This is a genomic window from Mycobacterium sp. 20KCMC460, assembly GCF_022179425.1.
Lineage (GTDB): Bacteria > Actinomycetota > Actinomycetes > Mycobacteriales > Mycobacteriaceae > Mycobacterium > Mycobacterium kiyosense.
Genome location: NZ_AP025524.1, coordinates 3,591,999 through 3,616,941, shown reverse-complemented (window position 1 = coordinate 3,616,941; position 24,943 = coordinate 3,591,999). Strand labels below are relative to the sequence as shown.

22 protein-coding genes and 1 pseudogene are annotated in these 24,943 nt (G+C 66.5%); 14 read left to right on the top strand and 9 right to left on the bottom strand.

The window, feature by feature from the left end; translation table 11 throughout:
* Positions 1–195: 195 nt before the first annotated feature.
* Positions 196–1,056: a RecB family exonuclease gene (locus MKCMC460_RS16730; RefSeq protein WP_236983064.1), complete on the bottom strand. Its 861-nt coding sequence runs from the start codon at positions 1,054–1,056 to the stop codon at positions 196–198.
* Positions 1,057–1,128: 72 nt separating this feature from the next.
* Between MKCMC460_RS16730 and trmI the strand changes: the two genes are divergently transcribed.
* Complete coding sequence (gene trmI, locus MKCMC460_RS16725) at positions 1,129–1,971, top strand: tRNA (adenine(58)-N(1))-methyltransferase TrmI (RefSeq protein ID WP_236983066.1); 843 nt, start codon at positions 1,129–1,131, stop codon at positions 1,969–1,971.
* Here trmI and MKCMC460_RS16720 read toward each other — a convergent pair whose 3' ends face one another.
* A complete protein-coding gene (locus MKCMC460_RS16720; protein WP_236983068.1) occupies positions 1,972–2,265 on the bottom strand; it encodes a DUF503 domain-containing protein in 294 nt (97 codons plus the stop codon). It abuts the gene before it with no gap.
* A complete protein-coding gene (locus MKCMC460_RS16715; RefSeq protein ID WP_236983070.1) occupies positions 2,265–2,876 on the bottom strand; it encodes a hypothetical protein in 612 nt (203 codons plus the stop codon). Before MKCMC460_RS16715 ends, MKCMC460_RS16720 begins: the two co-directional genes overlap by 1 nt.
* Positions 2,877–3,149: 273 nt before the next feature.
* On the opposite strand from MKCMC460_RS16715, the gene arc reads away from it, so the two are divergent.
* On the top strand, positions 3,150–4,979 hold the full coding sequence (arc, locus tag MKCMC460_RS16710) for a proteasome ATPase (protein ID WP_236983077.1): 1,830 nt from the start codon (positions 3,150–3,152) through the stop codon (positions 4,977–4,979).
* Between the two features lie 116 nt (positions 4,980–5,095).
* Here arc and MKCMC460_RS16705 read toward each other — a convergent pair whose 3' ends face one another.
* A complete protein-coding gene (locus MKCMC460_RS16705) occupies positions 5,096–5,737 on the bottom strand; it encodes a hypothetical protein (protein WP_370652843.1) in 642 nt (213 codons plus the stop codon).
* Between the two features lie 261 nt (positions 5,738–5,998).
* Complete coding sequence (locus tag MKCMC460_RS31800; RefSeq protein ID WP_370652842.1) at positions 5,999–6,370, bottom strand: papain-like cysteine protease family protein; 372 nt, start codon at positions 6,368–6,370, stop codon at positions 5,999–6,001.
* On the opposite strand from MKCMC460_RS31800, the gene dop reads away from it, so the two are divergent.
* From dop to MKCMC460_RS16650, 11 genes and pseudogenes are all read left to right on the top strand, one after another.
* Positions 6,365–7,861, top strand: coding sequence for a pup deamidase/depupylase (dop, locus tag MKCMC460_RS16700; RefSeq protein WP_238304583.1), 1,497 nt, complete (start codon positions 6,365–6,367; stop codon positions 7,859–7,861). The two genes, MKCMC460_RS31800 and dop, sit on opposite strands and share 6 nt — an antisense overlap.
* A gap of 114 nt (positions 7,862–7,975) precedes the next feature.
* Positions 7,976–8,170, top strand: coding sequence for a ubiquitin-like protein Pup (locus tag MKCMC460_RS16695; RefSeq protein ID WP_065049939.1), 195 nt, complete (start codon positions 7,976–7,978; stop codon positions 8,168–8,170).
* Complete coding sequence (gene prcB, locus MKCMC460_RS16690; RefSeq protein WP_236983081.1) at positions 8,167–9,033, top strand: proteasome subunit beta; 867 nt, start codon at positions 8,167–8,169, stop codon at positions 9,031–9,033. The genes MKCMC460_RS16695 and prcB overlap by 4 nt, the downstream gene beginning before the upstream one ends.
* Complete coding sequence (prcA, locus tag MKCMC460_RS16685; RefSeq protein ID WP_236983083.1) at positions 9,030–9,815, top strand: proteasome subunit alpha; 786 nt, start codon at positions 9,030–9,032, stop codon at positions 9,813–9,815. The genes prcB and prcA overlap by 4 nt, the downstream gene beginning before the upstream one ends.
* Positions 9,816–9,939: 124 nt before the next feature.
* The gene (gene pafA / locus MKCMC460_RS16680; protein ID WP_236983085.1) at positions 9,940–11,298 is read left to right on the top strand and encodes a Pup--protein ligase; all 1,359 of its coding nucleotides are present in this window, start codon (positions 9,940–9,942) and stop codon (positions 11,296–11,298) included.
* A gap of 60 nt (positions 11,299–11,358) precedes the next feature.
* Positions 11,359–12,369 carry a YafY family protein gene (locus tag MKCMC460_RS16675; RefSeq protein ID WP_236983087.1) on the top strand — a complete coding sequence of 337 codons (1,011 nt, stop codon included), beginning with the start codon at positions 11,359–11,361 and terminating at the stop codon, positions 12,367–12,369.
* A pseudogene (locus tag MKCMC460_RS16670) lies at positions 12,366–13,333 on the top strand (helix-turn-helix transcriptional regulator). The gene MKCMC460_RS16675 and the pseudogene MKCMC460_RS16670 overlap by 4 nt, the downstream one beginning before the upstream one ends.
* A gap of 91 nt (positions 13,334–13,424) precedes the next feature.
* Positions 13,425–13,676, top strand: a complete 252-nt coding sequence (gene tatA / locus MKCMC460_RS16665; protein WP_236983097.1) for a Sec-independent protein translocase subunit TatA — start codon at positions 13,425–13,427, stop codon at positions 13,674–13,676.
* A 20-nt stretch (positions 13,677–13,696) separates the two neighbouring features.
* Entirely contained in the window at positions 13,697–14,650 is a 954-nt protein-coding gene (gene tatC / locus MKCMC460_RS16660) for a twin-arginine translocase subunit TatC (protein ID WP_236983101.1), read from the top strand.
* Between the two features lie 222 nt (positions 14,651–14,872).
* Positions 14,873–17,626, top strand: coding sequence for an RNA helicase (locus MKCMC460_RS16655; protein WP_238304582.1), 2,754 nt, complete (start codon positions 14,873–14,875; stop codon positions 17,624–17,626).
* A 62-nt stretch (positions 17,627–17,688) separates the two neighbouring features.
* Complete coding sequence (locus MKCMC460_RS16650; RefSeq protein ID WP_236983103.1) at positions 17,689–18,408, top strand: DUF4333 domain-containing protein; 720 nt, start codon at positions 17,689–17,691, stop codon at positions 18,406–18,408.
* A gap of 2 nt (positions 18,409–18,410) precedes the next feature.
* Here the strand turns inward: MKCMC460_RS16650 and MKCMC460_RS16645 are convergent, their stop codons facing one another.
* On the bottom strand, positions 18,411–19,361 hold the full coding sequence (locus MKCMC460_RS16645) for a 5'-3' exonuclease (protein ID WP_236983105.1): 951 nt from the start codon (positions 19,359–19,361) through the stop codon (positions 18,411–18,413).
* Positions 19,362–19,401: 40 nt separating this feature from the next.
* Here MKCMC460_RS16645 and MKCMC460_RS16640 point away from each other — a divergent pair, with 40 nt between their 5' ends.
* On the top strand, positions 19,402–20,529 hold the full coding sequence (locus MKCMC460_RS16640; RefSeq protein ID WP_236983107.1) for a Xaa-Pro peptidase family protein: 1,128 nt from the start codon (positions 19,402–19,404) through the stop codon (positions 20,527–20,529).
* Positions 20,530–20,581: 52 nt separating this feature from the next.
* On the opposite strand, the gene MKCMC460_RS16635 is transcribed toward MKCMC460_RS16640, so the two are convergent.
* From MKCMC460_RS16635 to MKCMC460_RS16625, 3 genes are all read right to left on the bottom strand, one after another.
* Positions 20,582–21,325: a DUF5631 domain-containing protein gene (locus MKCMC460_RS16635; protein WP_236983109.1), complete on the bottom strand. Its 744-nt coding sequence runs from the start codon at positions 21,323–21,325 to the stop codon at positions 20,582–20,584.
* A 2,128-nt stretch (positions 21,326–23,453) separates the two neighbouring features.
* On the bottom strand, positions 23,454–23,795 hold the full coding sequence (locus MKCMC460_RS16630) for a hypothetical protein (protein ID WP_236983112.1): 342 nt from the start codon (positions 23,793–23,795) through the stop codon (positions 23,454–23,456).
* Between the two features lie 428 nt (positions 23,796–24,223).
* Entirely contained in the window at positions 24,224–24,496 is a 273-nt protein-coding gene (locus MKCMC460_RS16625) for a hypothetical protein (protein ID WP_236983113.1), read from the bottom strand.
* Between the last annotated feature and the right edge of the window lie 447 nt (positions 24,497–24,943).

The following is a 24,943-nucleotide window of genomic DNA, read 5'->3' as shown; positions in this document are numbered from 1 at the left end:
TGAGCTTCCTTCACCAGTCGAGCTGGGCGGTCTCTGGATGATCGCTCGCACCTCAATCGCAATTATTTGAGATGAGGTGTCTCAAAGATTAGGCGGCGGCGAGGCGCGGTGTCAATGATTCTGTTGCCGGACTTGGCGTTCGGTCCGCGGGTGTGGCCGTTGGGCTAACGTCGCTGGATCAGGAGTAGCTGCCGGTCATGCCGCCGGTTCGCTGCGACACGCCGGCCAGCCCGGGTACGGCGGCGGCGTACCGCCGAATGCCGGGCAGTGCGCCTGGTGCGGGCACCAATCGCACAGTCGCGACGGGTTGGGCCGGAAATCGCCGGTCGCACCGGCGGATTGGATCGCGCGCCACATCGCCGTCAGGGTCTTCTCGAAGCGCAGCAGCTCGTCATGATCGGGGGTGTAATCCAACACCTGACGGTCGGCGAGGTAGATCAGTCGCAGCCGGGCGGGCAGCACACCGCGCGAACGCAGCAGCGCCACGGCATAGAACTTCATCTGGAACATGGCTCTGAACTCAGCGGCCGCACGCGTCTCCGGTGGCGCCTTGCCGGTCTTGTAGTCGACGACCCGCAATTCGCCGGTGGCCGCGACGTCGATCCGGTCGATGTAGCCGCGCAGCAGCGTGCCGTCGGCCAACTCGACCTCCACCCGCTGCTCGCAGCACTGCGGGTCGAAGCGGGTCGGGTCCTCGAGCCGGTAGTAACCGCGCAGCAGCGCACGGGCCTCGTCGATCAGCTGAAGACGCTGCTCGGGGCCCAACTCTGCGGCGAGTTCGGCCTCAGCGGCGACAACCTGCTCCCAGGCGGGTTCCACCAGCGCGCAGGCGGTATCGCGAACCCGCTGCGCCGCCGGCAGCCCGTACAGCCGCTCCAGCGCGGCGTGCACCAGCGACCCGCGCAGCTGTGCCGTCGAGGGGGCCTCGGGCAACCGGTCGATGGCCCGGAACCGGTACAGCAGCGGGCACTGCTTGAAGTCGGCGGCCCGCGACGGCGACAGGGCAGGTCGCGGGCTGGCAGCAGCCGGCGGGGGCGGCGCCAGCTGATCGGTCATATTCGCAGCCTATGACTGCGCACCGACAACCCGAAGAAGGGCCGCGGCGCGTCGGCTGGCACGCTGTACGCCGTGTCAGCGACCGGTCCGTTCATTGTCGGTGAGCGTGTGCAGCTCACCGACGCCAAGGGCCGCCACTACACGATCACGCTGACGCCCGGCAGCGAATTTCACACCCACCGCGGTCGCATCGCCCACGACACGCTGATCGGGCTCGACGAAGGCAGCGTGGTCAAGTCCAGCAACGGCGCCATGTTCCTAGTGCTGCGCCCGCTGCTGGTCGATTACGTGATGTCCATGCCGCGCGGCCCGCAGGTGATCTACCCCAAGGACGCGGCCCAGATCGTGCACGAGGGCGACATCTTTCCCGGCGCCCGGGTGCTCGAGGCGGGCGCGGGCTCCGGCGCGCTGACACTGTCGCTGCTGCGCGCGGTCGGCCCGCAGGGCCGGGTTACCTCGTACGAGGTACGCGCCGACCACGCCGAGCACGCCCGCCGCAACGTCAGCACCTTTCATGGCGAGCTGCCGCCGAACTGGGAGCTGGTCATCGGCGACCTGTCCGATGCCGAGCTGCCGGACGGCTCCTTCGACCGGGCCGTGCTGGACATGCTGGCGCCGTGGGAGGTGCTGGAAGCGGTGTCGCGGCTGGTGGTCGCCGGTGGCGTGCTGATCATCTACGTCGCGACGGTCACCCAGCTGTCGAAGGTGGTCGAGGCGGTGCGTGCCCAGCAGTGCTGGACCGAACCGCGGTCGTGGGAGACGATTCAGCGCGGCTGGAACGTAGTGGGACTGGCGGTGCGGCCGCAGCATTCGATGCGCGGTCACACCGCGTTTCTGGTCGCAACCCGTCGGCTCGCTCCCGGCGCGGTGGCGCCGATGCCGTTGGGCCGCAAGCGTCCCGGCCGCGACGGCTGATCAGTCGTCGCTGCGGTGCAGACCTCGCCGAACCGACAGCAACTCGAACTCCGGATGCGCCGCGACCAGGCGCTCGGCGCGGTCCAGCACGTCGACGGTGTGAGCGCGGTCGGGCGACACCACCGCGACACCGATGCCTGAGCGCCGGTGCAGATCATGCGACCCGGTCTCGGCCGCGGACACGCTGAACTTGCGCTGCAGCTCGGCCACCACCGGCCTGATCACCGAGCGTTTCTGCTTCAGCGAGCGCACGTCGCCCAGCAGCACGTCGAACTCGAGCCAGCCGATCCACATCAGGGCGTCGGCGACGGACTCGCCGGCGGCCCGGCTTCCGGGCCGGGCGGCGGCGCCGGATTGGGCGCGGGCGCGGCCGGCGGTGACGTCGGCGGCAACGTCCCGGCGTTCTGCATGGCCAGCAGCATCTCCGCGGTCTTCCGGGACAGCTGCCAGCCGCCCGGCGTCGAGGTGAACTCCATCGGGAAAGTGAACTCCCGGTGATCCGGATTGGCGGTGTGGACGACGACGGTGGCCGTGGCGTTCGACGGGTTCTGGCTCGACCATGCGATGTTGTTCGCGACGAACGTCATCGGCAGGTAGCCGCCGTCGCGCGCGGCGGTGGTGAACCTGTCCAACGCGCCGGCCGTCTCGGGCCCGGCGCCTTGCACCAGGTTCAGCTTGTCGTTGCCCGGGACCGCCGCATCGGCAAGACGTGACAACACATCGGAGAGGATCTCCGGCGCGGGCAGGGGAGCGGTGGGCGCGGCGGCTACGGTGCTCGACGGCGCGGGCGGCACCGCCGTCTGGGCCGAATCCATCTTCTTGGCGGTGTCACGCGAGCATCCCGCGAGCGCCAGCACCGCCACCACGACGGCGGCGCCCAGGGTTACGCAGAGGTTTCGCGACATCCAGCGGCACGCTCAGCCGACAGCAAAACTGTGGAATGAAACGGATGTCACACTCGCGGCCCCGGTATCGGCCGAAGCGACGGTCTGAACGCCCGTGGCTTGGGATTTCGCGGTCACAGAAGTCCTTTCGCGCGGCCCGAGTAGAACCCGAGATTACCAGCGTGACCTAACTTGTAACTTTTCAAGGGCATTTGACTGCGCACATGAAGCGCCGTCGGCCGGTAGCTTAGAGGTATCCGCCACGCCATTCCTGGTGCGGGAAAGGAGCGCAAGATGGGTGACTCAGAGCGTTCTGAAGCATTCAAGAACCCCCGCGATATCCCCCTGTCCAGCGACGATGCTGCAGAACTGGAACAGCTGCGGCGTGAGGCCGCCGTGCTTCGCGAACAACTCGACAACGCCGTCGCACACCAAGGCTCGACGCGCTCGGCGCGCGATGTGCATCAACTAGAAGCTCGAATCGACTCGCTCGCGGCCCGCAATTCCAAATTAATGGAAACTCTTAAAGAGGCCCGCCAACAACTGCTGGCACTGCGCGAGGAAGTCGACCGACTGGGCCAGCCGCCCAGCGGTTACGGGGTGCTGCTCGGTGCGCATGAGGACGAGACTGTCGACGTGTTCACCTCGGGTCGCAAGATGCGACTGACGTGCTCGCCCAACATCGACACCGCGTCGCTGCGCAAAGGCCAGACGGTCCGGCTCAACGAGGCCCTGACCGTCGTCGAGGCCGGGACCTACGAGTCGGTCGGCGAGATCTCGACGCTGCGTGAGGTGCTCAACGACGGGCACCGGGCATTGGTCGTCGGCCATGCCGACGAGGAACGCATTGTCTGGCTGGCCGAACCGCTGGTCGCCGAGGATCTGCCCGAAGGGCATCCCGACGCGCTCAACGACGACAGCCGGCCGCGCAAGTTGCGGCCTGGCGACTCGCTGCTGGTCGACACCAAGGCCGGTTACGCCTTCGAGCGCATCCCCAAGGCCGAGGTCGAGGACCTGGTGCTCGAAGAGGTGCCCGACGTCAGCTACTCCGACATCGGCGGTCTGACCCGGCAGATCGAGCAGATCCGCGACGCGGTCGAGTTGCCGTTTTTGCACAAGGATCTCTACCGGGAGTACGCGTTGCGTCCGCCCAAGGGTGTGCTGCTCTACGGCCCGCCCGGCTGCGGTAAGACCTTGATCGCCAAGGCGGTGGCCAATTCGCTGGCCAAGAAGATGGCGGACCTGCGTGGTGACGACGCCCGTGAGGCCAAGTCCTACTTCCTCAACATCAAGGGCCCTGAGCTGCTCAACAAGTTCGTCGGCGAGACCGAGCGGCACATCCGGCTGATCTTCCAGCGCGCCCGGGAGAAGGCTTCCGAAGGCACTCCGGTGATCGTGTTCTTCGACGAGATGGACTCGATCTTCCGCACCCGCGGCACCGGCGTCTCCTCCGACGTCGAGACCACCGTGGTGCCGCAGTTGCTGTCGGAGATCGACGGCGTCGAAGGGCTCGAGAACGTCATAGTGATCGGCGCCTCCAACCGCGAGGACATGATCGACCCGGCCATCCTGCGGCCCGGCCGGCTGGACGTGAAGATCAAGATCGAGCGTCCGGATGCCGAAGCGGCCCAGGACATCTTCTCCAAGTACCTTGTCGACACGCTGCCGGTGCACGCCGACGATCTCGCCGAGTTCGACGGCGACCGGGGCGCCTGCATCAGGGCGATGATCGAGAAGGTCGTCGAGCGGATGTACGCCGAGATCGACGACAACCGCTTCCTGGAGGTCACCTACGCCAACGGTGACAAGGAAGTCATGTACTTCAAGGACTTCAACTCCGGGGCGATGATCCAGAACGTGGTCGACCGGGCGAAGAAGAACGCGATCAAGTCGGTGCTGGAGACCGGGCAGCCCGGTTTGCGCATCCAGCATCTGCTCGACTCGATCGTCGACGAGTTCGCCGAGAACGAGGACCTGCCCAACACCACCAACCCCGACGACTGGGCGCGGATCTCGGGCAAGAAGGGTGAACGGATCGTCTACATCCGCACCCTGGTCACCGGCAAGTCGTCGAGTGCGTCGCGGGCCATCGACACCGAGTCCAACCTGGGCCAGTACTTGTAAGCGGCGCGAGGGTCGCGCCGGTCCGACCGAGGGTCGTGCCGGCGCGACTTCGCTTCGCTGGCGAGGACCTTGCTTGGCCGCCGACGTCGGGGTCTTCTTCCTGCAGCCGCAGGAACTTAAGTCACCAGCGAGTAGCTGTTGGTCAGCTCGTCCTGCAGCACCTGGGCGGCCTGGGTGGTGGTGTCGATACGCAACTCGGTATCGAGCGTGCGGGCGCGGTAGGACCATCCCGCCGGAAGGTTAAGCCGCTCACCGAGCTTGGGCAGATCGGCCCGCGACAGGTTCGGATCAACCACCTGGCTCCAGGTTTGCATCACCCACTGCCGCCCGTGTGGGTCCTGCAGTTCGTAAATCTCCTCGCCGGCGTCGAACACGAACACGGTGTGGCGGCTCACCTGGTTGACGGTGTAGGGCGTGGGGTTCATCGACGACAGCAGCACGGTGGCCTGCAGCAGCATGTCGATGCCGCCGAAGGTCTTGGTCATCTGCATGCCCTGTTGTGCCTTCTCGATGCGGTTCATCAGCCAATACCGCGGACCGTTGAGAAGTGCTGTGGCCGCACCGTTTTCGGTCGCGATGGCGTGGGCGTCCAAGGCCGACCAGAGTTCGGCCGGACAGTCGTTGAGCCCGAAGCTGTTGTAGACGGTGGCTTGGGGACCCGCTTCGCCGGGAGTGACGAGCAGAACTTCGCCGTAGCGTTTGCCGGACAGGTCGGCCGCGGCGTGGCGCGGCGCGGAATTTGATTGAGGGGCTGACACCAGGGTGAACCTAATCACCGGGTTGACCGGCGTCAACACGGGTCAAATAGCGTGTCGCCCACCTCGCGGCGTAGTGGTTGCGGGCGGTCGAAGTGGCGCGCAGATTGTCGGTCAACGGATCGACGGCGGGGCGCTATCCGTCGTCGGGTCACCACCCTGGGCACTGACGGCAGGTCTCGCAGCAAAAACAGGCTTACTTGGCAACCAGATATGGCCCCTGGGCAAGGCCCTGCGCTATACCCGTTCGACGAGACAATCGATTTACCGGATTGCGGACTGCGGCGTGCGGGTCGAGGACCCGTTCGGTCGTGATTCGGGAGGCCGAGCCTCGTCTCTCGAGAAAATCCGGTTCGAGAACTGCTGTTGCGGCACAGTGGTCATTCGTCCGGAACTGGGATCGTAGATTCGCAGACTATCCCCCTGGACACCAGTGACAACCATGATGTGCTGCGGATACCCTTCGCTGCCGATGTAGATCGGAGCGACATATCCAGCGCGCACCGAGCCGGCCAGCCCCTGATACCCCCAGCTGATCGCACGAGACGGAACGCGAGTGCGGAGACTGCGCGAAGAGGACTGGTAGATGCCGGGCTCAGCCGACGATCGCGGGACCGTAGTCTTTAACCCATGCAACGGATTATCGGGACGGAGGTCGAGTACGGCATCTCCTCGCCGTCAGACCCGACCGCCAACCCGATCCTCACTTCCACCCAGGCCGTGCTGGCCTACGCCGCGGCCGCCGGCATCCAACGCGCCAAGCGGACCCGCTGGGATTATGAGGTCGAGTCGCCGCTGCGCGACGCCCGTGGGTTCGACCTGAGCCGCTCGGCCGGCCCGCCGCCGGTGGTCGACGCCGACGAGGTCGGCGCGGCCAACATGATCCTGACCAACGGCGCGCGGCTCTATGTGGACCATGCGCACCCGGAGTACTCCGCGCCCGAATGCACCGACCCGATGGACGCGGTGATCTGGGACAAGGCCGGCGAACGGGTGATGGAGGCCGCCGCCCGGCACGTCGCCAGCGTGCCCGGCGCCGCGAAGCTGCAGCTGTACAAGAACAACGTCGACGGCAAGGGCGCCTCCTACGGGTCGCACGAGAACTACCTGATGTCGCGCCAGACGCCGTTCTCGGCCATCATCGCCGGTCTGACCCCGTTTCTGGTGTCGCGGCAGGTGGTGACGGGTTCCGGTCGGGTCGGCATCGGGGCCTCCGGCGACGAGGCCGGGTTCCAGTTGTCGCAGCGGTCCGACTACATCGAGGTCGAAGTCGGGCTGGAGACCACGCTCAAGCGCGGCATCATCAACACCCGCGACGAGCCGCACGCCGACGCCGACCGGTACCGCCGGCTGCACGTCATCATCGGTGACGCCAATCTGGCCGAGACCTCGACCTACCTGAAGCTGGGCACCACCGCACTGGCGCTGGACCTGATCGAGGCGGGGGTCGACCTCAGCGATCTGGCGCTAGCCCGGCCGGTGCATGCCGTCCACGCGATCAGCCGCGACCCGTCGCTGCGCCAGACGGTGGCGCTGGCCGACGGCCGCGAGCTGACCGGCCTTGCGCTGCAACGGATTTATCTGGACCGGGTGGCCAAGCTGGTCGACAGTCGCGACCCCGACCCGCGCGCGTCGCACGTGGTGGAGACCTGGGCGCAGGTGCTGGACCTGCTCGAGCGGGACCCGATGGAGTGTGCCGAGCTGCTGGACTGGCCGGCCAAGTTGCGGCTGCTCGAAGGTTTTCGGCAGCGGGAGAACCTGAGCTGGTCGGCGCCCCGGCTGCACCTGGTCGATCTGCAGTACTCCGATGTGCGGCTGGATAAGGGCCTGTACAACCGCCTGGTGGCGCGCGGCTCGATGAAGCGGCTGGTCACCGAGCATCAGGTACTGGAGGCGGTGGACAAGCCGCCGACCGACACGCGCGCGTACTTCCGCGGCGAGTGTTTGCGCAGGTTCGGCGCCGACATCGCCGCGGCCAGCTGGGACTCGGTGATTTTCGACCTGGGCGGCGACTCGCTGGTGCGAATCCCGACGTTGGAGCCGCTGCGCGGCAGCAAAGCGCATGTCGGGGCGTTGCTGGATTCGGTGGACAGCGCGGTGGAGCTGGTGGAACAGCTGACGCGCTGACTGGTCGAAGGCGTGGTTAGACCGACGAAATGTCGGGGGCGACCGGTAGGGTAGAGAAAAGCCAGCGGGCGTATGGACACCCGCCCGAAGGTGTATGACGAGCAGGAGGCGGCGATGGCGCAGGAGCAGACCAAACGCGGCGGTGGCGGTGGCGATGACGACGACGTCACCGGTGCGGCGGCCGCGGGTCAGGAACGTCGCGAGAAGCTGACCGAGGACACCGACGATCTGCTCGACGAGATCGACGACGTCCTGGAGGAGAATGCCGAGGACTTCGTGCGGGCTTACGTCCAAAAGGGCGGCCAGTGACCTGGCAGTCGCCCGATCGCCTACCCATCAACTCAGCACTTCCCGGATCCTCAGGTGTAGACCTGTCGTCTTTTGCCGACTTCCTGCGCCGTCACTCGCCGGAGTTGCTTCCCGCCAGCATTAGTGGCGCCCAGGTCGGTGACCAGTTGCCGCATGGCACCACGATCGTCGCGCTCAAGTACCCGGGCGGAGTTCTGATCGCCGGTGACCGCCGCTCGACGCAGGGCAACATGATCGCAGGGCGCGACGTACGCAAGGTGTACATCACCGACGACTACACCGCCACCGGCATCGCGGGCACCGCGGCGATCGCCGTCGAGTTCGCTCGCCTCTACGCCGTGGAGCTGGAACATTACGAGAAGCTCGAGGGCGTGCCGTTGACTTTTGCGGGCAAGGTCAACCGGCTGGCCATCATGGTGCGGGGCAACCTGCCGGCCGCGATGCAGGGTCTGGTGGCCCTTCCGCTGCTGGTCGGTTACGACATTCACGCCGCCGACCCGGAGTCGGCGGGGCGCATCGTCTCCTTCGACGCCGCCGGGGGCTGGAACATCGAGGAAGAGGGCTACCAGTCGGTGGGATCGGGTTCGATCTTCGCCAAGTCCTCGATGAAGAAGTTGTACTCCCAGGTCACCGACGGCGATTCGGCGCTGCGGGTGGCGGTGGAGGCGCTCTACGACGCCGCCGACGACGACTCCGCGACCGGTGGCCCGGATCTGGTCCGTGGCATCTATCCGACCGCGGTCACCATCGACGCCGACGGCGCGATGGACGTCCCGGAACGGCGGATCGCCGAACTTGCCCGCGATGTCATCGAAAGCCGTTCGCGTGCTGACACTTTCGGCCCCGACGGTGGTGAGAAGTGAGTTTCCCGTATTTCATCTCGCCCGAACAGGCGATGCGTGAGCGCAGCGAGCTCGCGCGGAAGGGCATTGCCCGCGGTCGCAGCGTGGTGGCCCTGGCCTACGCCGGTGGTGTGCTGTTCGTCGCGGAGAACCCGTCGCGCTCACTGCAGAAGATCAGCGAACTCTACGACCGGGTGGGCTTCGCCGCGGCCGGCAAGTACAACGAGTTCGACAACCTGCGCCGTGCCGGCATCCAGTTCGCCGACACCCGCGGTTACGCCTACGACCGCCGCGACGTCACCGGCCGCCAGCTGGCCAACGTCTACGCTCAAGCGCTGGGCAGCATCTTCACCGAGCAGGCCAAGCCCTACGAGGTGGAGCTGTGTGTGGCCGAGGTGGCGCACTACGGCGAGACCAAGCCCCCGGAGCTCTATCGGATCACCTACGACGGGTCGATCGCCGACGAGCCGCACTACGTGGCGATGGGCGGCACCACCGAGCCGATCATCAACGCGCTCAAGGAGTCCTATACCGAGGCCGCGGACCTGGCCGACGCGCTGAAGATCGCGGTCGGCGCGCTGCGGGCCGGAAGCCCCGAGTCCAGTGGCAACGGCCAGTCCAGTGTCGCGGTCGCCAATCTCGAAGTCGCGATCCTCGACGCCAACCGGCCGCGGCGGGCGTTCAAGCGCCTGACCCGCGCGGCCGTGGAAACGGCGTTGCAGGAGACGGATTCCGGCGACTCCGCTGCAGCCGACGGGGAAACGCCGGACTCCGGCGAATCGAAGGATTCCGGAGACAGCTAGACCCGGTCCGCACACCGGATCGGCCGCCGTGCGCCGCTTCCGCTGATTCGGCCACGACACCTCATTGCCCCGTTCGGGCGCGGCTGTTCATCGTCCCGGGTGGACAACTTGTACCCTCGATTGGGTGCAGCGACGAATCATGGGCATCGAGACCGAGTTCGGTGTTACCTGCACCTTTCACGGGCATCGTCGACTCAGTCCGGACGAGGTGGCCCGCTACCTTTTCCGCCGGGTCGTGTCGTGGGGTCGCAGTTCCAACGTTTTCCTCCGCAACGGTGCCCGGTTGTACCTCGACGTGGGCAGCCACCCGGAGTACGCCACCGCCGAATGCGACAGCCTGGTGCAGCTGGTCACCCACGACCGTGCCGGTGAATGGGTCCTCGAGGACCTGCTGATCGACGCCGAGCAGCGGCTGGCCGACGAGGGCATCGGTGGTGACATCTACTTGTTCAAGAACAACACCGACTCGGCGGGCAACTCGTACGGCTGCCACGAGAACTACCTGATCGTGCGCGCCGGCGAGTTCTCCCGGATTTCCGACGTGCTGCTGCCGTTCCTGGTCACCCGCCAGCTGATCTGCGGCGCCGGCAAGGTGCTGCAGACCCCCAAGGCGGCCACCTTCTGTCTTTCCCAACGCGCCGAACACATCTGGGAAGGCGTCTCCAGCGCGACCACCCGCAGCCGGCCGATCATCAACACCCGCGACGAGCCGCACGCCGACGCCGAGAAGTACCGCCGACTGCACGTCATCGTCGGCGACTCGAACATGTCCGAGACCACCACCATGCTCAAGGTCGGCACGGCCGCGCTGGTGCTGGAGATGATCGAATCCGGCGTCGCGTTCCGGGACTTCTCGCTGGACAACCCGATCCGCGCCATCCGCGAGGTCAGCCACGACGCGACCGGCCGGCGACCGGTCAGGCTGGCCGGCGGGCGGCAGGCCAGCGCCCTGGACATCCAGCGTGAGTACTACAGCCGCGCCGTCGAGCACCTGCAGACCCGGGAGCCCAACGCGCAGATCGAGCAGGTCGTCGACCTGTGGGGCCGCCAACTCGACGCCGTCGAGAGCCAGGACTTCGCGAAGGTCGACACCGAGATCGACTGGGTGATCAAGCGCAAGCTGTTCCAGCGCTACCAGGACCGCTACAACATGGAGCTGTCCGACCCCAAGATCGCGCAGCTCGACCTGGCTTACCACGACATCAAGCGCGGCCGCGGCGTCTTCGACCTGCTGCAGCGCAAGGGTTTGGCAGCCCGGGTGACCACCGACGAGGAGATCGCCGAGGCCGTCGACACACCGCCGCAGACCACCCGCGCGAGATTGCGCGGTGAGTTCATCAGCGCAGCTCAGGCTGCCGGCCGGGATTTCACCGTCGACTGGGTGCACCTCAAGCTCAACGACCAGGCGCAGCGCACGGTGTTGTGCAAGGACCCGTTCCGGGCCGTCGACGAGCGGGTCAAGCGGCTGATCGCGAGCATGTGAGCCCGGCTTTGCGCCTCCATTGAGTTCACGCTCGGCGGCGATTCTTTAAGGTGGGAACCCGTGGCGACGTCGAAGATCGAACGGTTGGTGAACCTCGTCATCGCGCTGCTGTCGACGCGCGGCTACATCACCGCCGACAAAATCCGCACCAGCGTGGCCGGCTACTCCGAGAGCCCCACCACCGAGGCGTTCTCGCGGATGTTCGAACGCGACAAGAACGAGTTGCGCGACCTCGGTATCCCGCTGGAGGTCGGCCGGGTGTCGAAACTGGACCCCACCGAGGGGTACCGGATCAACCGGGAGGCCTACGCGCTGCCGCCCGTCGAGCTGACCGCGGAGGAGGCGGCCGCAGTGGCCGTGGCGACCCAACTCTGGGAATCGCCCGAACTGATCACCGCCACCCAGGGCGCCCTGCTCAAGCTGCGCGCCGCCGGCGTGGACGTCGACCCCTTCGAAAGCGCGCCGGTGGCCATCGCGTCGCCGCCGGGGGTACCCGGCCTGCGCGGGTCGGAGGACGTGCTGGGAATCCTGTTGGCGGCCATCGAATCCCGGCAGGCCGTCCAGTTCCCGCACCGGCCGTCGCGCGCCGAGCCGTATGTCACCCGCACCGTGGAGCCGTGGGGGGTGATCACCGAGAAGGGCCGCTGGTATCTGGTCGGCCATGACCGGGACCGCAACGCCACCCGCACCTTCCGGATCTCACGTATCGGCGCCGGTGTGAAGCCCGTCGGGGAACCCGGCGCAGTCAGGGTGCCCGACGGACTCGACCTGTCCGCGATCGTGGCCGCCGCCGTAGCCGAGGCCGAAGCGCCCTCGGGTGCCCAGGCCACCGTCTGGGTTGCCGACGGGCGGGCCACCGCGCTGCGCCGCGCTGGCAGGTCGCTGGGACCGCGGCGGCTGGCCGGACGCGACGGCGAAGTGATCGAGATCGACATCGGGTCCAGCGACCGGTTGGCGCGCGACGTCACCGGCTACGGTGCGGATGCGATCGTCGTGGCGCCGCCGTCGCTGCGCGAGGACGTGCTGGACCGGCTGCGTGCGGCCGCCGGAATCGGGGAGCCGCCGGCATGACCGAACTGTCGAATCGGCTGGTGCGGCTGCTGAACATGGTGCCGTACCTGACCGCCAACCCGCGCATCACCAAGGCCGAGGCGGCGGCCAAGCTCGGCGTGTCCGACAAGCAGCTCGAGGCCGACCTGAACCAGCTGTGGATGTGCGGCCTGCCGGGTTATCTGCCCGGCGATCTCATCGATTTCGAGTTTTCCGGCGACACGGTCCAGGTGACGTTCTCGGCGGGTATCGACCGGCCGCTGCGGTTGACCTCGCCCGAGGCGACCGGCTTGTTGGTGGCACTGCGGGCGCTGGCGGATATCCCCGGCGTGGTGGATCCGCAGGCCGCCCGCAGCGCCATCGCCAAGATCGCCGCCGCGGCCGGCGCCGTCGGGCACGAGAACGCCGCGACCGCCGTCGACGAACCGGCTGCGCTGGAGAGCAGCGCGGCCGCCACCGTGCGCGCCGCCGTCCGGGACAAGCACGCCCTGTCCATCGACTACTACGCGGCCTCGCACGATTCGCTGACCACCCGCACGGTCGACCCGATCCGGGTGTTGCTGATCGGCGGTCACAGCTATCTGGAGGCGTGGTCGCGCGAGGCGGAGGGGTGCGGCTGTTCCGGTTCGACCGCATCGTCGATGCCAGCGACCTGCGCGAACCCGCCACACCACCGGAACCGGCGGTGCAGTCGCCGCCGGACACGTCGCTATTCGACGGCGACCCGTCGCTGCCGGCGGCCACGCTGCGGGTGGCGCCGTCGGCGTCGTGGATGTTCGAGTACTACCCGATGCGCGACGCCCGCGAGCTGCCCGACGGTTCGTGTGAGGTGACGATGACCTATGCCTCCGAGGATTGGATGACGCGGCTGTTGCTGGGCTTCGGAGCCGAGGTGACGGTGCTGGCGCCGGAGTCGCTGGCGCAGCGGGTCCGCGGGGCCGCGGAGGCGGCTCTCGCGGCGTACCAGGCCGCTGAGCTCGGCTGATGCCGTGTTGAGCCGCGGCGCGCGACTCGCTTGTCCCAGGGGTGGGCCCGTCCTGCGGTAACATCGGGGCCAACGTCTGGAGGTAATCAAAGTGGGCAGTCTTCAACCGTGGCACTGGGTGATCCTGGCCATTGTGGTGATCGTGCTGTTCGGTGCCAAGCGGCTCCCCGATGCGGCCCGTTCGTTGGGTAAGTCGTTGCGGATCTTCAAGTCCGAAGTCCGCGAGATGCAGAGCGAGAACAAGGCCGAGGCCTCGATCGAGTCGCCCACGCCGGTGCAGTCGCAGCGCGTCGAACCCCCGACGGGTGCCGAGCAGGGTCACACCGAGGCGCGGCCGGCCTAGTCCGGCGTCATCCTGACCTGGTGAAAGGTTCCAGGGCCTCAGCGCGCGCTCTAGGTCCTCTCAGACGGCTCGACCCGCGTAACCGGCGCAGCCGGGTCAACCCCGACGGGACGATGTCGCTGGTCGACCATCTGACCGAGTTGCGTGCCCGGCTGTTGATCTCTATCGCTGCGATCCTGGTGACCACGGGTTTCGGCTTCGTCTGGTATTCGCACCCGATCTTCGGGCTGGAGAGCCTAGGCGAGTGGCTGCGGCATCCGTACTGTGCGCTGCCGCAGTCGGCGCGCGCCAGCATCAGCGCCGACGGCCAGTGCCGCTTGCTGGCCACGGCCCCGTTCGACCAGTTCATGTTGCGGCTCAAGGTCGGGATGACGGCCGGGGTGGTGCTGGCCTGCCCGGTGTGGTTCTACGAGTTGTGGGCGTTCGTCACGCCCGGTCTGTACAAGAAGGAACGCCGGTTCGCGGTCGCGTTCGTGATCCCGGCGGCGTTTTTGTTCGTGGCGGGCGCGGGGCTGGCTTACCTGGTGTTGTCCAAGGCGCTGAGCTTCTTGTTGACGGTCGGCAGCGACGTCCAGGTGACGGCGTTGTCCGGCGACCGTTATTTCGGATTCTTGATCAATCTGCTGGTGGTGTTCGGCGTCAGCTTCGAATTTCCGCTGCTGATCGTGATGCTGAACTTCGTCGGTGTGCTGACCTACGAGCGGCTCAAGGCTTGGCGGCGTGGCCTGATCTTCACGATGTTCCTGTTTGCGGCGGTGTTCACACCCGGCTCGGATCCGTTCTCGATGACAGCGCTCGGATTGGCACTGACGGTTCTGCTCGAGTTCGCCATCCAGATCGCTCGGCTGCACGACAAGCGCAAAGCCAAGCGGGAGGCCGCCGCGATTCCCGACGACGAAGCCTCGGTGATCGAGCCGCCCTCGCCGATTCCGGCGCCCTCGGTGATCGGCGTGACGCATGACGACGTCACCTGATCCGGTGGCTCGTTTGCTGAGCGCGAGCGCATACCGCCTTGTCGTGAGCGCATACCACCGTGCCGCAAGTGCGGGCCACCGTGCCGCGGGCGCACACCACCGTGCCGCGAGCGCACACCACCGTGCCGCGAGCGCGGGCCACCGTGCCGCGAGCGTCCCCATATGTATGGTCAAACGGCCTCTCGACCGTCGTTTTGGGGACGCTCGCGCAGGACGGAATGCATGACGGCGTCTCCTGATCCGCCCGAGCTGACCCGCTTCGCCGCCGAGTTGTCGTTCAAGCTCGACGACTTTCAGCGGCGCGCCTGCGCCGCGCTCGAGCAGGGCCACGGCGTGCTGGTTTGCGCGCCGACCGGGGCGGGCAAGACGATAGTCGGCGAATTCGCCGTGCACCTTGCGCTGGCCGGTGGCGGCAAGTGCTTCTACACCACGCCGTTGAAGGCGCTGAGCAATCAAAAGCACACCGACTTCACCGCCCGCTACGGCAAGGACAAGATCGGCCTGTTGACCGGCGACCTGTCGGTCAACGCCGACGCTCCGGTGGTGGTGATGACCACCGAGGTGCTGCGCAACATGCTCTACGCGGATTCTGCTGCGCTGCAAGGGCTTTCGCATGTCGTGATGGACGAGGTGCATTTTCTGGCCGACCGGATGCGAGGCCCGGTGTGGGAAGAGGTCATCCTGCACCTGCCCGACGAGGTGCGCTTGGTGAGCTTGTCGGCGACGGTCAGTAACGCCGAGGAGTTCGGTGGCTGGATCCAGACCGTCCGCGGCGACACCACGGTCGTCGTCGACGAGCACCGGCCGGTGCCGCTATGGCAACACGTCCTGGTCGGCAAGCGACTCTTCGACCTCTTCGACTACCGCCGAGACGGCGCCCAACCCACGTCCCCCAAGGGAAAACCGCACGTCAACCCCGACCTGACCCGCCACATCGCGCATCGCCGCGAAGCCGACCGGATGACGGACTGGCAACCCCGTCGGCGGCATCAGGGCAGGCCCGAGCGCCCCCGCTTCTACCGGCCACCGGCGCGCCCGGACGTGATCGCGGCCCTGGACTCCGCGGGACTGCTTCCGGCGATCACGTTCGTGTTCTCCCGCGTCGGCTGCGATGCCGCCGTCCAGCAGTGCCTGCGTTCACCGCTGAAGCTGACCACCCAGGCCGAACGCGCGCAGATCGCGGAGGTCATCGAGCATCGCTGCGGCGACCTGGCCGACGCCGACCTGGCGGTGCTGGGCTACTACGAATGGCGCGAAGGCCTACTGCGTGGCCTGGCCGCCCACCACGCCGGGATGTTGCCGGCGTTCCGTCACACCGTCGAGGAATTGTTCACCGCGGGCCTGGTCAAGGCCGTGTTCGCCACCGAGACCCTGGCGTTGGGGATCAACATGCCGGCCCGCACCGTGGTGCTGGAGAAGCTGGTGAAGTTCAACGGAGAGCAGCATGTGCCGCTGACCCCGGGGGAGTACACGCAGCTGACCGGTCGGGCAGGTCGGCGCGGCATCGACGTCGAGGGCCACGCGGTGGTGCTGTGGACGCCGGACGTCGAGCCGTCCGAGGTGGCGGGCCTGGCCTCCACGCGTACCTTTCCGCTGCGTAGTTCGTTCGCGCCGTCGTACAACATGACGATCAACCTGGTCCGTCAGCTGGGGCCGGAGCAGGCGCACCGGCTGCTGGAGCAGTCGTTCGCGCAGTATCAGGCGGACCGGTCGGTGGTCGGGCTGGTGCGCGGCATCGAACGCGGAAAATCCATGCTCGACGAGATCGCCGCCGAGATCGGCGGACACGACGCACCCGTCCTGGAGTACGCCCGGCTGCGCGCGCAGATCACCGACCTGAATCGCTCCCAGGCCCGCGCCTCCCGACTGCACCGGCGCCAGGCGGCCTCCGACGCGCTGGCCGCGCTGCGCCGCGGCGACATCATCACCATCACCCACGGTCGCCGCGGTGGCCTGGCCGTCGTCCTGGAATCCGCACGCGACCGCGACGACCCTCGGCCGCTCGTGCTGACCGAACACCGCTGGGCCGGGCGGATCTCCTCGGCGGACTATTCGGGCACTACGCCGCTGATCGGGACGATGACGCTGCCCAAGCGGGTCGAACACCGCCAGCCGCGGGTACGGCGCGACCTGGCGTCGGCGTTGCTGTCGGCCGCTGAGGGACTGGCCATCCCGAAAGCCCGGCGGGACAAGGAGAACGCGCACTACGATCCCGAATTGGCTTCGGCGCGTGAACAATTGCGGCGCCATCCGTTGCACAATTCGCCGGGCGTCGAGGAGCAGGTCCGCCAGGCCGAACGCTACTTGCGCATCGAACGCGACAACGCGCAGCTGGAACGCAAGGTGGCCGCCGCCACCAACTCGCTGGCGCGTACCTTCGACCGGATCGTCGGGTTGCTGACCGAGCGCGAGTTCATCCAGGGCCCCGCCGACGATCCGCGCGTCACCGACGACGGCAGGCTGCTGGCCCGCATCTACAGCGAGAGCGACCTGCTGGTGGCCGAGTGCCTGCGCACCGGCGCGTGGGCGGGTCTGAAGCCCCCCGAGCTGGCGGCGGTGGTATCGGCGGTGCTCTACGAGGCGCGCGGCGGTGACGGTCCGGGCGCACCGTTCGGCCGCGACGTCCCCACCCCGGCGCTGCGCCAGGCGCTGCTGCAGACGGCCCGGTTGTCGACGGCGCTGCGGGCCGACGAACAAACCCACCGGATCACGCAGAGCCGCGAACCCGACGACGGCTTCGTGTCGGTGATCTACCGGTGGGCGCGCACCGGGGACCTGGCGGCGGCCCTGGACGCCGCCGATGCCGTGGGCAGCGGGTCACCGATGTCGGCGGGGGACTTCGTGCGCTGGTGCCGTCAGGTGCTCGACCTGCTCGACCAGGTGCGCAACGCCGCACCCGATCCCGACGTGCGGGCGGCAGCCAAGCGCGCTATCAATGATGTTCGGCGCGGCGTCGTCGCAGTTGATGCCGGGTAGGCTTGGCCCGAGCTACGGTTACATCCGGACTGTGCCGCGCAAGATTGGACTGAGGAGCAACGATGAGTGGACCGGACCCCAGGTGGCAGCAGCCAGGCCAGGGTTCCTCGGACCCGACGATGGCCGGGTCGCCCTGGCAGCAGCAGCCGGGCGGTCAGGACGCGACCTGGCATGCGCAGTCATATCCGGCCGCGGAGTACCCGGGTTACCAACAGCAGGCTGAGACCGCCTATCCGCAGTACTCCCAGCCCGGTTACGACCCCAACTCGGCAGCCACCCAGTACGGCGCGGCCCCGCAGTACGGTCAGACGCCGCAGTACGGCCAGCCGGCCCAGCAGTACGGCCAGACCCCCCAGTACGGTCAGCCGGGTCAGCCCGGCCAGTACGGCCAGCCGGGGCAATACCCGGGGCAGGCGCCGTACGTCCAGCCCGGGGCGGGCCGCAAGCGCTCCAAAGGGTTCATTTTCGGTGTGGTCGGCGGGATCGCGGCGCTGTTCCTCGTCGTCATCGGGATACTCGGCTTCGTCGTGCCCGGGTTTTTCATCACCACCGAGCTGGACGTCAGCAAGGCCAACTCCGGTGTGCAGCAGATCCTGACCGACGAAACCAACGGTTACGGCGCTAAGAACGTCAAAGACGTCAAGTGCAACAACGGCGCCAACCCGAAGGTGAAGAAGGGCGGCACCTTCGACTGCACTGTCAGCATCGACGGCGCGTCCAAGCACGTCACGGTGACGTTCCAGGACGACAAGGGCACCTACGAGGTCGGCCGCCCTCAGTAGGTCTAGAGCGCGTCGAGCGCTTTCTGCAGTCGCGAGATCGAGGAGCCCACGCCGTAACGGCTGGCCAATTCCGCTGTGCGCTTGGGGTTCGCAGCGTGCAGCGGCAGCGTGTCTGTCGGCGTCGACAACGTGACGGGTGCGTCGGTGGCCACCCGCACCACGGCGCCGGCGGCCTCGATGTAGTCGGCGGCGGCGCGCAGCTTGGCCCGCAGTCCTTTGGCCATCTTGGACTTGGGGTCGTCGGCCGCGGACAGGATCTGCTCCAGCGAGCCGTGCTGACCCAGTAGGGTGGCCGCCGTCTTCTCCCCGACTCCCGGCACACCGGGCAGGCCGTCGGACGGGTCGCCGCGCAGCAGCGCCAGTTCGGCGTAGGCGGGGCCGGCCCGATCCACCGGCACCCCGTACTGTTCGGCCACTTCCTTCGGCCCGAACAAGGACGCTTTCGCCAGACCCCGGCCCAGGTAGAGCACCCGGACCGGGACGGGATCGTCGGACACCACCTGCAGTAGGTCGCGGTCTCCACTGACCACCACCACCGGATCGTCTTTCTCCGCGGCGGCCAGGGTGCCCAGCACGTCGTCGGCCTCGAAGCCGGGTGCGCCCGCGGTAGGGATACCGAACGCGTCGAGTAACTCCATGATCATCTCGACCTGCGGCGACAGCTCGTCGGGCACTTCCTCGATGTCGGGTTGGCCCGCGGGTTCTTCCTCGGCGACCCGGTGCGCTTTGTACGACGGGATGAGGTCGACCCGGAATTGTGGGCGCCAGTCCAGGTCCAGGCACACCGCCAGCCGGCCCGGCTTCTGCTGGCCTATCACCACGGCCATCGAGTCGATGAAGCCCCGAACGGCGTTGACGGGCCGTCCGTCCGGAGATTTGATCGATGACGGCACCCCGAAGAACGAGCGAAACCACATGCTGGCACCGTCCAGCAGCACAAGGGGAGCGGGCATGCGGACCATACTGCCAGGTGGGCCGGATAGCCTGGCTGCCATGAACTCCCATCGATTCGACGCTGCGGTCTATGCGCGGCGGCTGGAGGCCGCCGCTGAGTTGGCTGCCCGGGCCGGTCTGGCCGGTCTGGTGATCACTCCGGGTTATGACCTGCGATATCTGCTGGGCTCGCGCGCGGAGACCTTTGAGCGACTGACGGCTCTGGTGCTGCCCGCGGACGGCGACCCGACGGTGGTGTTGCCGCGGCTGGAGCTCGCATCGTTGAAGGATTCGGCCGCAGTGGAATTGGGGCTGCGGGTGCGGGACTGGGTCGACGGGGAGAGCCCGTATGAGTTGGTGGCCACCGCGTTGGGTGATGTCGCGGCGGCCGCGGCGGTGGCGGACTCCATGCCGGCGTTGCATCTGCTGCCGCTGGCCGAAGCGCTGGGTGTGATGCCGGTGCTGGCCACTGACGTGTTACGCGAGCTGCGAATGGTCAAGGAGGAAGCGGAGATCGACGCGCTGGTTAAGGCGGGTGAGGCGATCGACCGGGTGCATGCTCGTGTTCCTTCGATGCTGGTCCCAGGCCGCACCGAGGCCGACGTCGCCGCTGATATCTCCAAAGCAATTGTCGCCGAAGGCCATTCCGATGTCGCGTTCATCATCGTCGGATCGGGCCCGCACGGCGCCGACCCGCATCACGGGTATTCAGATCGCGAGTTGGCGGCGGGGGACATCGTGGTGGTCGACATCGGCGGCACTTACGAGCCCGGGTATCACTCCGATTCGACCCGCACCTACAGCATTGGTGAGCCGAGTGCGGAAGTGGCGCAACAATATTCGCTGCTACAGCGGGCGCAACGCGCGGCTTTCGACGTAGTCCGCCCGGGAGTGACGGCCGAGCAGGTAGACGCTGCCGCACGAGATGTGTTGGCGGAAGCCGGACTTGGTGACTATTTCGTGCACCGCACCGGGCACGGCATCGGACTGAGCGTGCACGAAGAGCCCTACATCGTCGCACGCAATTCTTTGCCTCTGAGGGCGGGGATGGCGTTTTCGATTGAGCCGGGTATCTATTTCCCGGGCCGGTGGGGTGCCCGCATCGAGGACATTGTGGTGGTGACCGACGACGGCGCGGTTTCGGTCAACAACCGGCCGCACGATTTGATCGTGGTGCCGGTCGATTGAGTGCTGGGCTGATGCTCGTCAGCCGGCATTGGACGCCCTTGTTCGTTGCGGACTACCCCGGCGTGGGCTCGGACTTGCAGGCCACGAACCACGCGAGGTGGTAGTTGGCGGCTGTCTTGTCGCCGGCGATGAGCGCATCGAGCGCTGCCAGCAGCTGCCAGTTGCCGACATCGTGGCGGTCGACGCGACCGGGGTAGCTGTCGAGCACCTTGGTGCTGATCGCGTCCAGGTGCTCTTGCAGAAGGTCGATCTCGGAGTCCAACACGCCGGTGCCCGCGCAGGCTGCTTTGGCTAACGTATGCGCCAGGCGCGGTAGGCCGTCGCGCCACTGGGTGGCCTGTGTCAGCTGCCAGCCGAATTCCTTTATCTCCGTGGTGGATCGGGGTCGCGGCGAGGTCGCCGTCGCTGGGATGTCGTCCTCATCCGGCAGTTGGTGGATCGGTGCGTAACTGGCGGTGACGGCAACCTCACCGAGCAGGGATTCCAGGGTGCCGCGCCGGCGGGCCGGTTGCAGCAGCTTTACCGCAGCCGGCAGATCGATGCCCGGCGGCACCCATCCGCAAGCCAAATCCGTTGTCAAAAGGGTGGTTCCGTCGGGACGTTCCCCAGCGGCCCAGGCGAGACGAGGTTGCTGGCGGGCAACGGCGTTGACCAAGCGTTGCAGGCGCGCCTTGGCGGTTGCGTTGGCTGAGGCCTCGCCCGCGGCGGCGCCGGTGGCGGTTGCGGCGACGGCGTGCGCGGCCACGTGCGTTCCCGACGACGGTGGCGGGGGAGTCGACGTGGGCGTCTGACGCACGACGGTGGGCTGCCCAGTGCCGGACTGGCCGGATGCAGGGCTGACGGGCGCCGATGCCGGCGTGCCCGGTACCGGTGGTGGCGGGCTTGGCGGCGCCGGAGGAGTCAAGGTTGTCGAAATCGGGGGCCGCAGATCCGCGCCGTATGACGGAAGCGAGCCGACTGCCGGCGGTGCGACGGCGGGCGCGATAGGCGGCGGTGCAGCGGCGACAGTCTGCGGGGCCGGTGGTGTGGCCTCGGGAGCGGGCGCGTGATGAACAGGTGCCGGCGAATCAGTCACCGGCAGATGCAATTGCGGTGTGGATACGGCTGCTGGGGTCGTCGGTATCGGGTGGGCGATCTGCGGTTCGGTCGAGGTGGTCGCGGCGTGCGGCAGCGAGGGGGCGGCGGCGGAGAAAGGTGCGCCGGACTCGAGGCCTCGGTTGAAGCTCTGTGCTAGTTCGGATGGGGTGAGTTGCGGTGGTATGGCGACACTTGTTGGCAGCTCCTGTAACGGCGAACTTGGCGGCTTAGGCATGGAGACTGTCGGAGCAGTCGGCACCATGGAATTGGTCGGTGGTGGAGTTACGGATGGCGCCCGACCTTGGAACGGGTGACTTGCGACAGCTTGGGTTTGTGGTCCCTGTCCTGAAGGGTTTGCCGCAGCCGTCGCACTAGCGGCCATGGATGGGTGCGAATTTGTCGGCAATGAATTGTATGGACGAGCGTGACTGCCGTGCGGTGAAGTGCCTACTCCGGCGGTTGCCGCGAGCCGGTCAGTGCTTCCTTGCTGTGGTAACGGAGGTGCCGAAGGGTTCTTAAAATTCGAGAGCTGGCCCAACGGTGATGTGGGATTATTGAGCGCGGCGTGTACTCGCGCGTTCAGTTCTGACTCGTCATCCGGTTGGCGGAACATTTCCTCGAGATTCGCGCCCTGTGTTCGCGCATAATCGCGCGCGGATTGACCGCGCCCTTCTCCGTCGAGAATTCGCTGAATCGCATCTAAGATGCTAGCACCGGCCTTTGCCGCAGCGAGGTTTGCCAGCGCTCGATATCGATGTATCGCGGCGATAATCTGAGTTTGTTTCGTAGAGGAATCGGCTTTCGAGTTCTGGATGGCTTTAATCTCCTGATTGCCCTCGGCGGCTAGAGCGGTAAGCTCTTGTCGAAGAGTTTCAATGCTCTCAAGAGCGGTAGCGTATGCCCTTTGTTTAGTACCATTCTTTTCCGAAACATACTGCGCGAGATGTTCACCGAAGCGAAATTTTTCACGGAGATCGTCAGCCGTTAGCCCATGTTGAGGCGCGAGCGGGCCCCGCTGTGCATTACGCAACTGGTCAGCAAAAAGATGAAACGCCGCTTCCGTGTTCGTGCGATGGAGGCCTGCGTCCGCGAGTGCTGCGACATCTCCGGAGTCTGGCCATTGGTCGCCGACAAGGATTGCTGTCCATTCGCCAGGAGGTAAATCAGTCACTGTAGCCGAATCTCCTCATTTGCAGAGACCTTCGACGGTCGTTGTTGCTTCGTCACCGGAATGCACGGAGGAATTTATATCAGCCTCAGGAGAGTCGCCCAGAAGTTTGATCGCAAGTTGTTGGTACGCGTTCGAAAGCTTGTGAACCTCCCTCACGAGGTCCGGCGGAGTTGCTGGCTCATTTTCGAGAGTTGTTGAAAGATAACTGCTGCCCGCGAGGAGCGCCTGACGAGCGTTTACAGCTGAGGCAAGCTGCGTCGTATAGTCGGAGCCCTTGTCGCGTGAACTCGTAGCTGCAATTGCTCTACTTACCATGCCGTATGCAGCGCACACCTTCGCTTTCGCGTCCGCAATCTGCTGACTCGTGTACGTCGGTGGCGCAGGCGGATGGTACTGGGGGATCGGGCGCAACCATGCGCCCACGGCGACGCCGATCGCTACGAGAGCGAGTCCCAGTGACGCAAGTGCTGGCAATTGCGACGACCGGCGCGGCGGTCCAACCGGTGGCCAGGGTGTAGGCGAGGGCTGCGGAGCAGGCTGAGTCGACACGGGTGGATCGTATCGTTGATCCGCAAATTCGCCAGTCGCCCTTTGCTGACATACTCAGAATTGCATGTCAAACAGCAGTTTCGGACTGAACATAATTTGCGCCACTAACCCGCCGCGCACGGAACGGCTACGAGTCGCCGTCGCCGTCCGCACGCTTCTTATCCGGCAGCACAATCCGTCGTGTCGCCACACCGGCCAATCGCGTGGCTGCCTGCTCTTCGTTGGCGGGGAACTTGGCCAGCGCCTCATTGGTTTTCGCTTCGCGCTCGGCGTGCCCGGCCTGGGCCTCGCCGTTGTCGGCGGCATCGCCAGCGTTGGCCGCCGCACCCAACGCCCGGAGTAACTGGCTTATCGCCGAGCTGCCCGTTGCCAGCTGGTCAGACGTGATCATCGGCGGCGCCGGGACCCCGAGCAGCTGCGAAAGCTGGTCGAGGATGATCCTCAGCTGATCGCCGTCCCCGCCGCTCATAGCACCCTTTCAACTGTTACTGCCGCACCCGGCGCAGATGAACTCCCCCTCCACACCGGACCGCGCAGAAAGCGCCCACCTGCGACGCTCTAGCTTCCGTCGCAATTGTTTCGTGAGATCATGCTGAAGGCTCAACACGCTGTCGTAGGCCATGCGATATGCGGACGCTTTAATGGTGTTCTTTTCTGCGACTCGCTGAACAGCTTTTTCTCCGTGGCGAAAAGCGTTGCGAAGATCTTCGGCGGTTAAACCGCGTTGATTACTAAACGGTCCTGTCTGAGCGGCGCGTAGGAGAGTGACAAAGTGAGTGAAGCTAGATTCTAGCGCTTCGCGGTTATTCCTTCCGATATTGAGTGCTGTAAGATCCTGATCGGTGGGCCATTGGTCTCCGATAATTAAATACGACCACCTACCTGGGGGAAACTCAGTCATTGGCACAATTTCTCAATTACCGATGTAGTTTCATCTCCATCTCTTAAACTCGACGCCATTTCGGCATTTGTCTGACCATTGAGATAATTCATGGCATAACCCTGGAACAGAACTGCAAGCTTGTGAATCGCTGATGCTAGGTCTGGTGCCACAGCCGGTTCGTCGGCAAGTGTAGTAAGAAGGTACTGACTGCCCGCGATTAGCGATTGTCGTGCACCGACCGCCACGGTCAACTCAGCCGTCGGGTCTGGCCCCAGATCCCGGGCCATGTTAATTCCTACTGCACTATGGACGCTTCCGTACGCAGCGCACACCTTCGCTTTCGCGTCCGCAATCTGCTGACTCGTGTACGTCGGTGGCGCAGGCGGATGGTACTGCGGGATCGGGCGCAACCATGCGCCCACGGCGACGCCGATCGCTACGAGAGCGAGTCCCAGCGACGCAAGCGGGAGCAATCGCGACGGCCGGCGCGGCGAAGGCCCAACCGGAGGCCAGGGCATAGGCGAGGGCTGCGGTGGAGGCAGAGTCGACACGCGTGGATCGTATCTTTGATCCGCGCATCCGCCAGTCACTCTTTGCTGGTCGGTGCTGAATCTGCCAGTTGAGCAAGGAATCTAAGGGCGGGTTGAAAGTTTGCCGACCGCCCGCCGCCCGCTACCGGCCCGCCCGCAGCCCGCCGCATGCGTTAACCCTGCGAGTCGCCGTCGCCTCCGCAC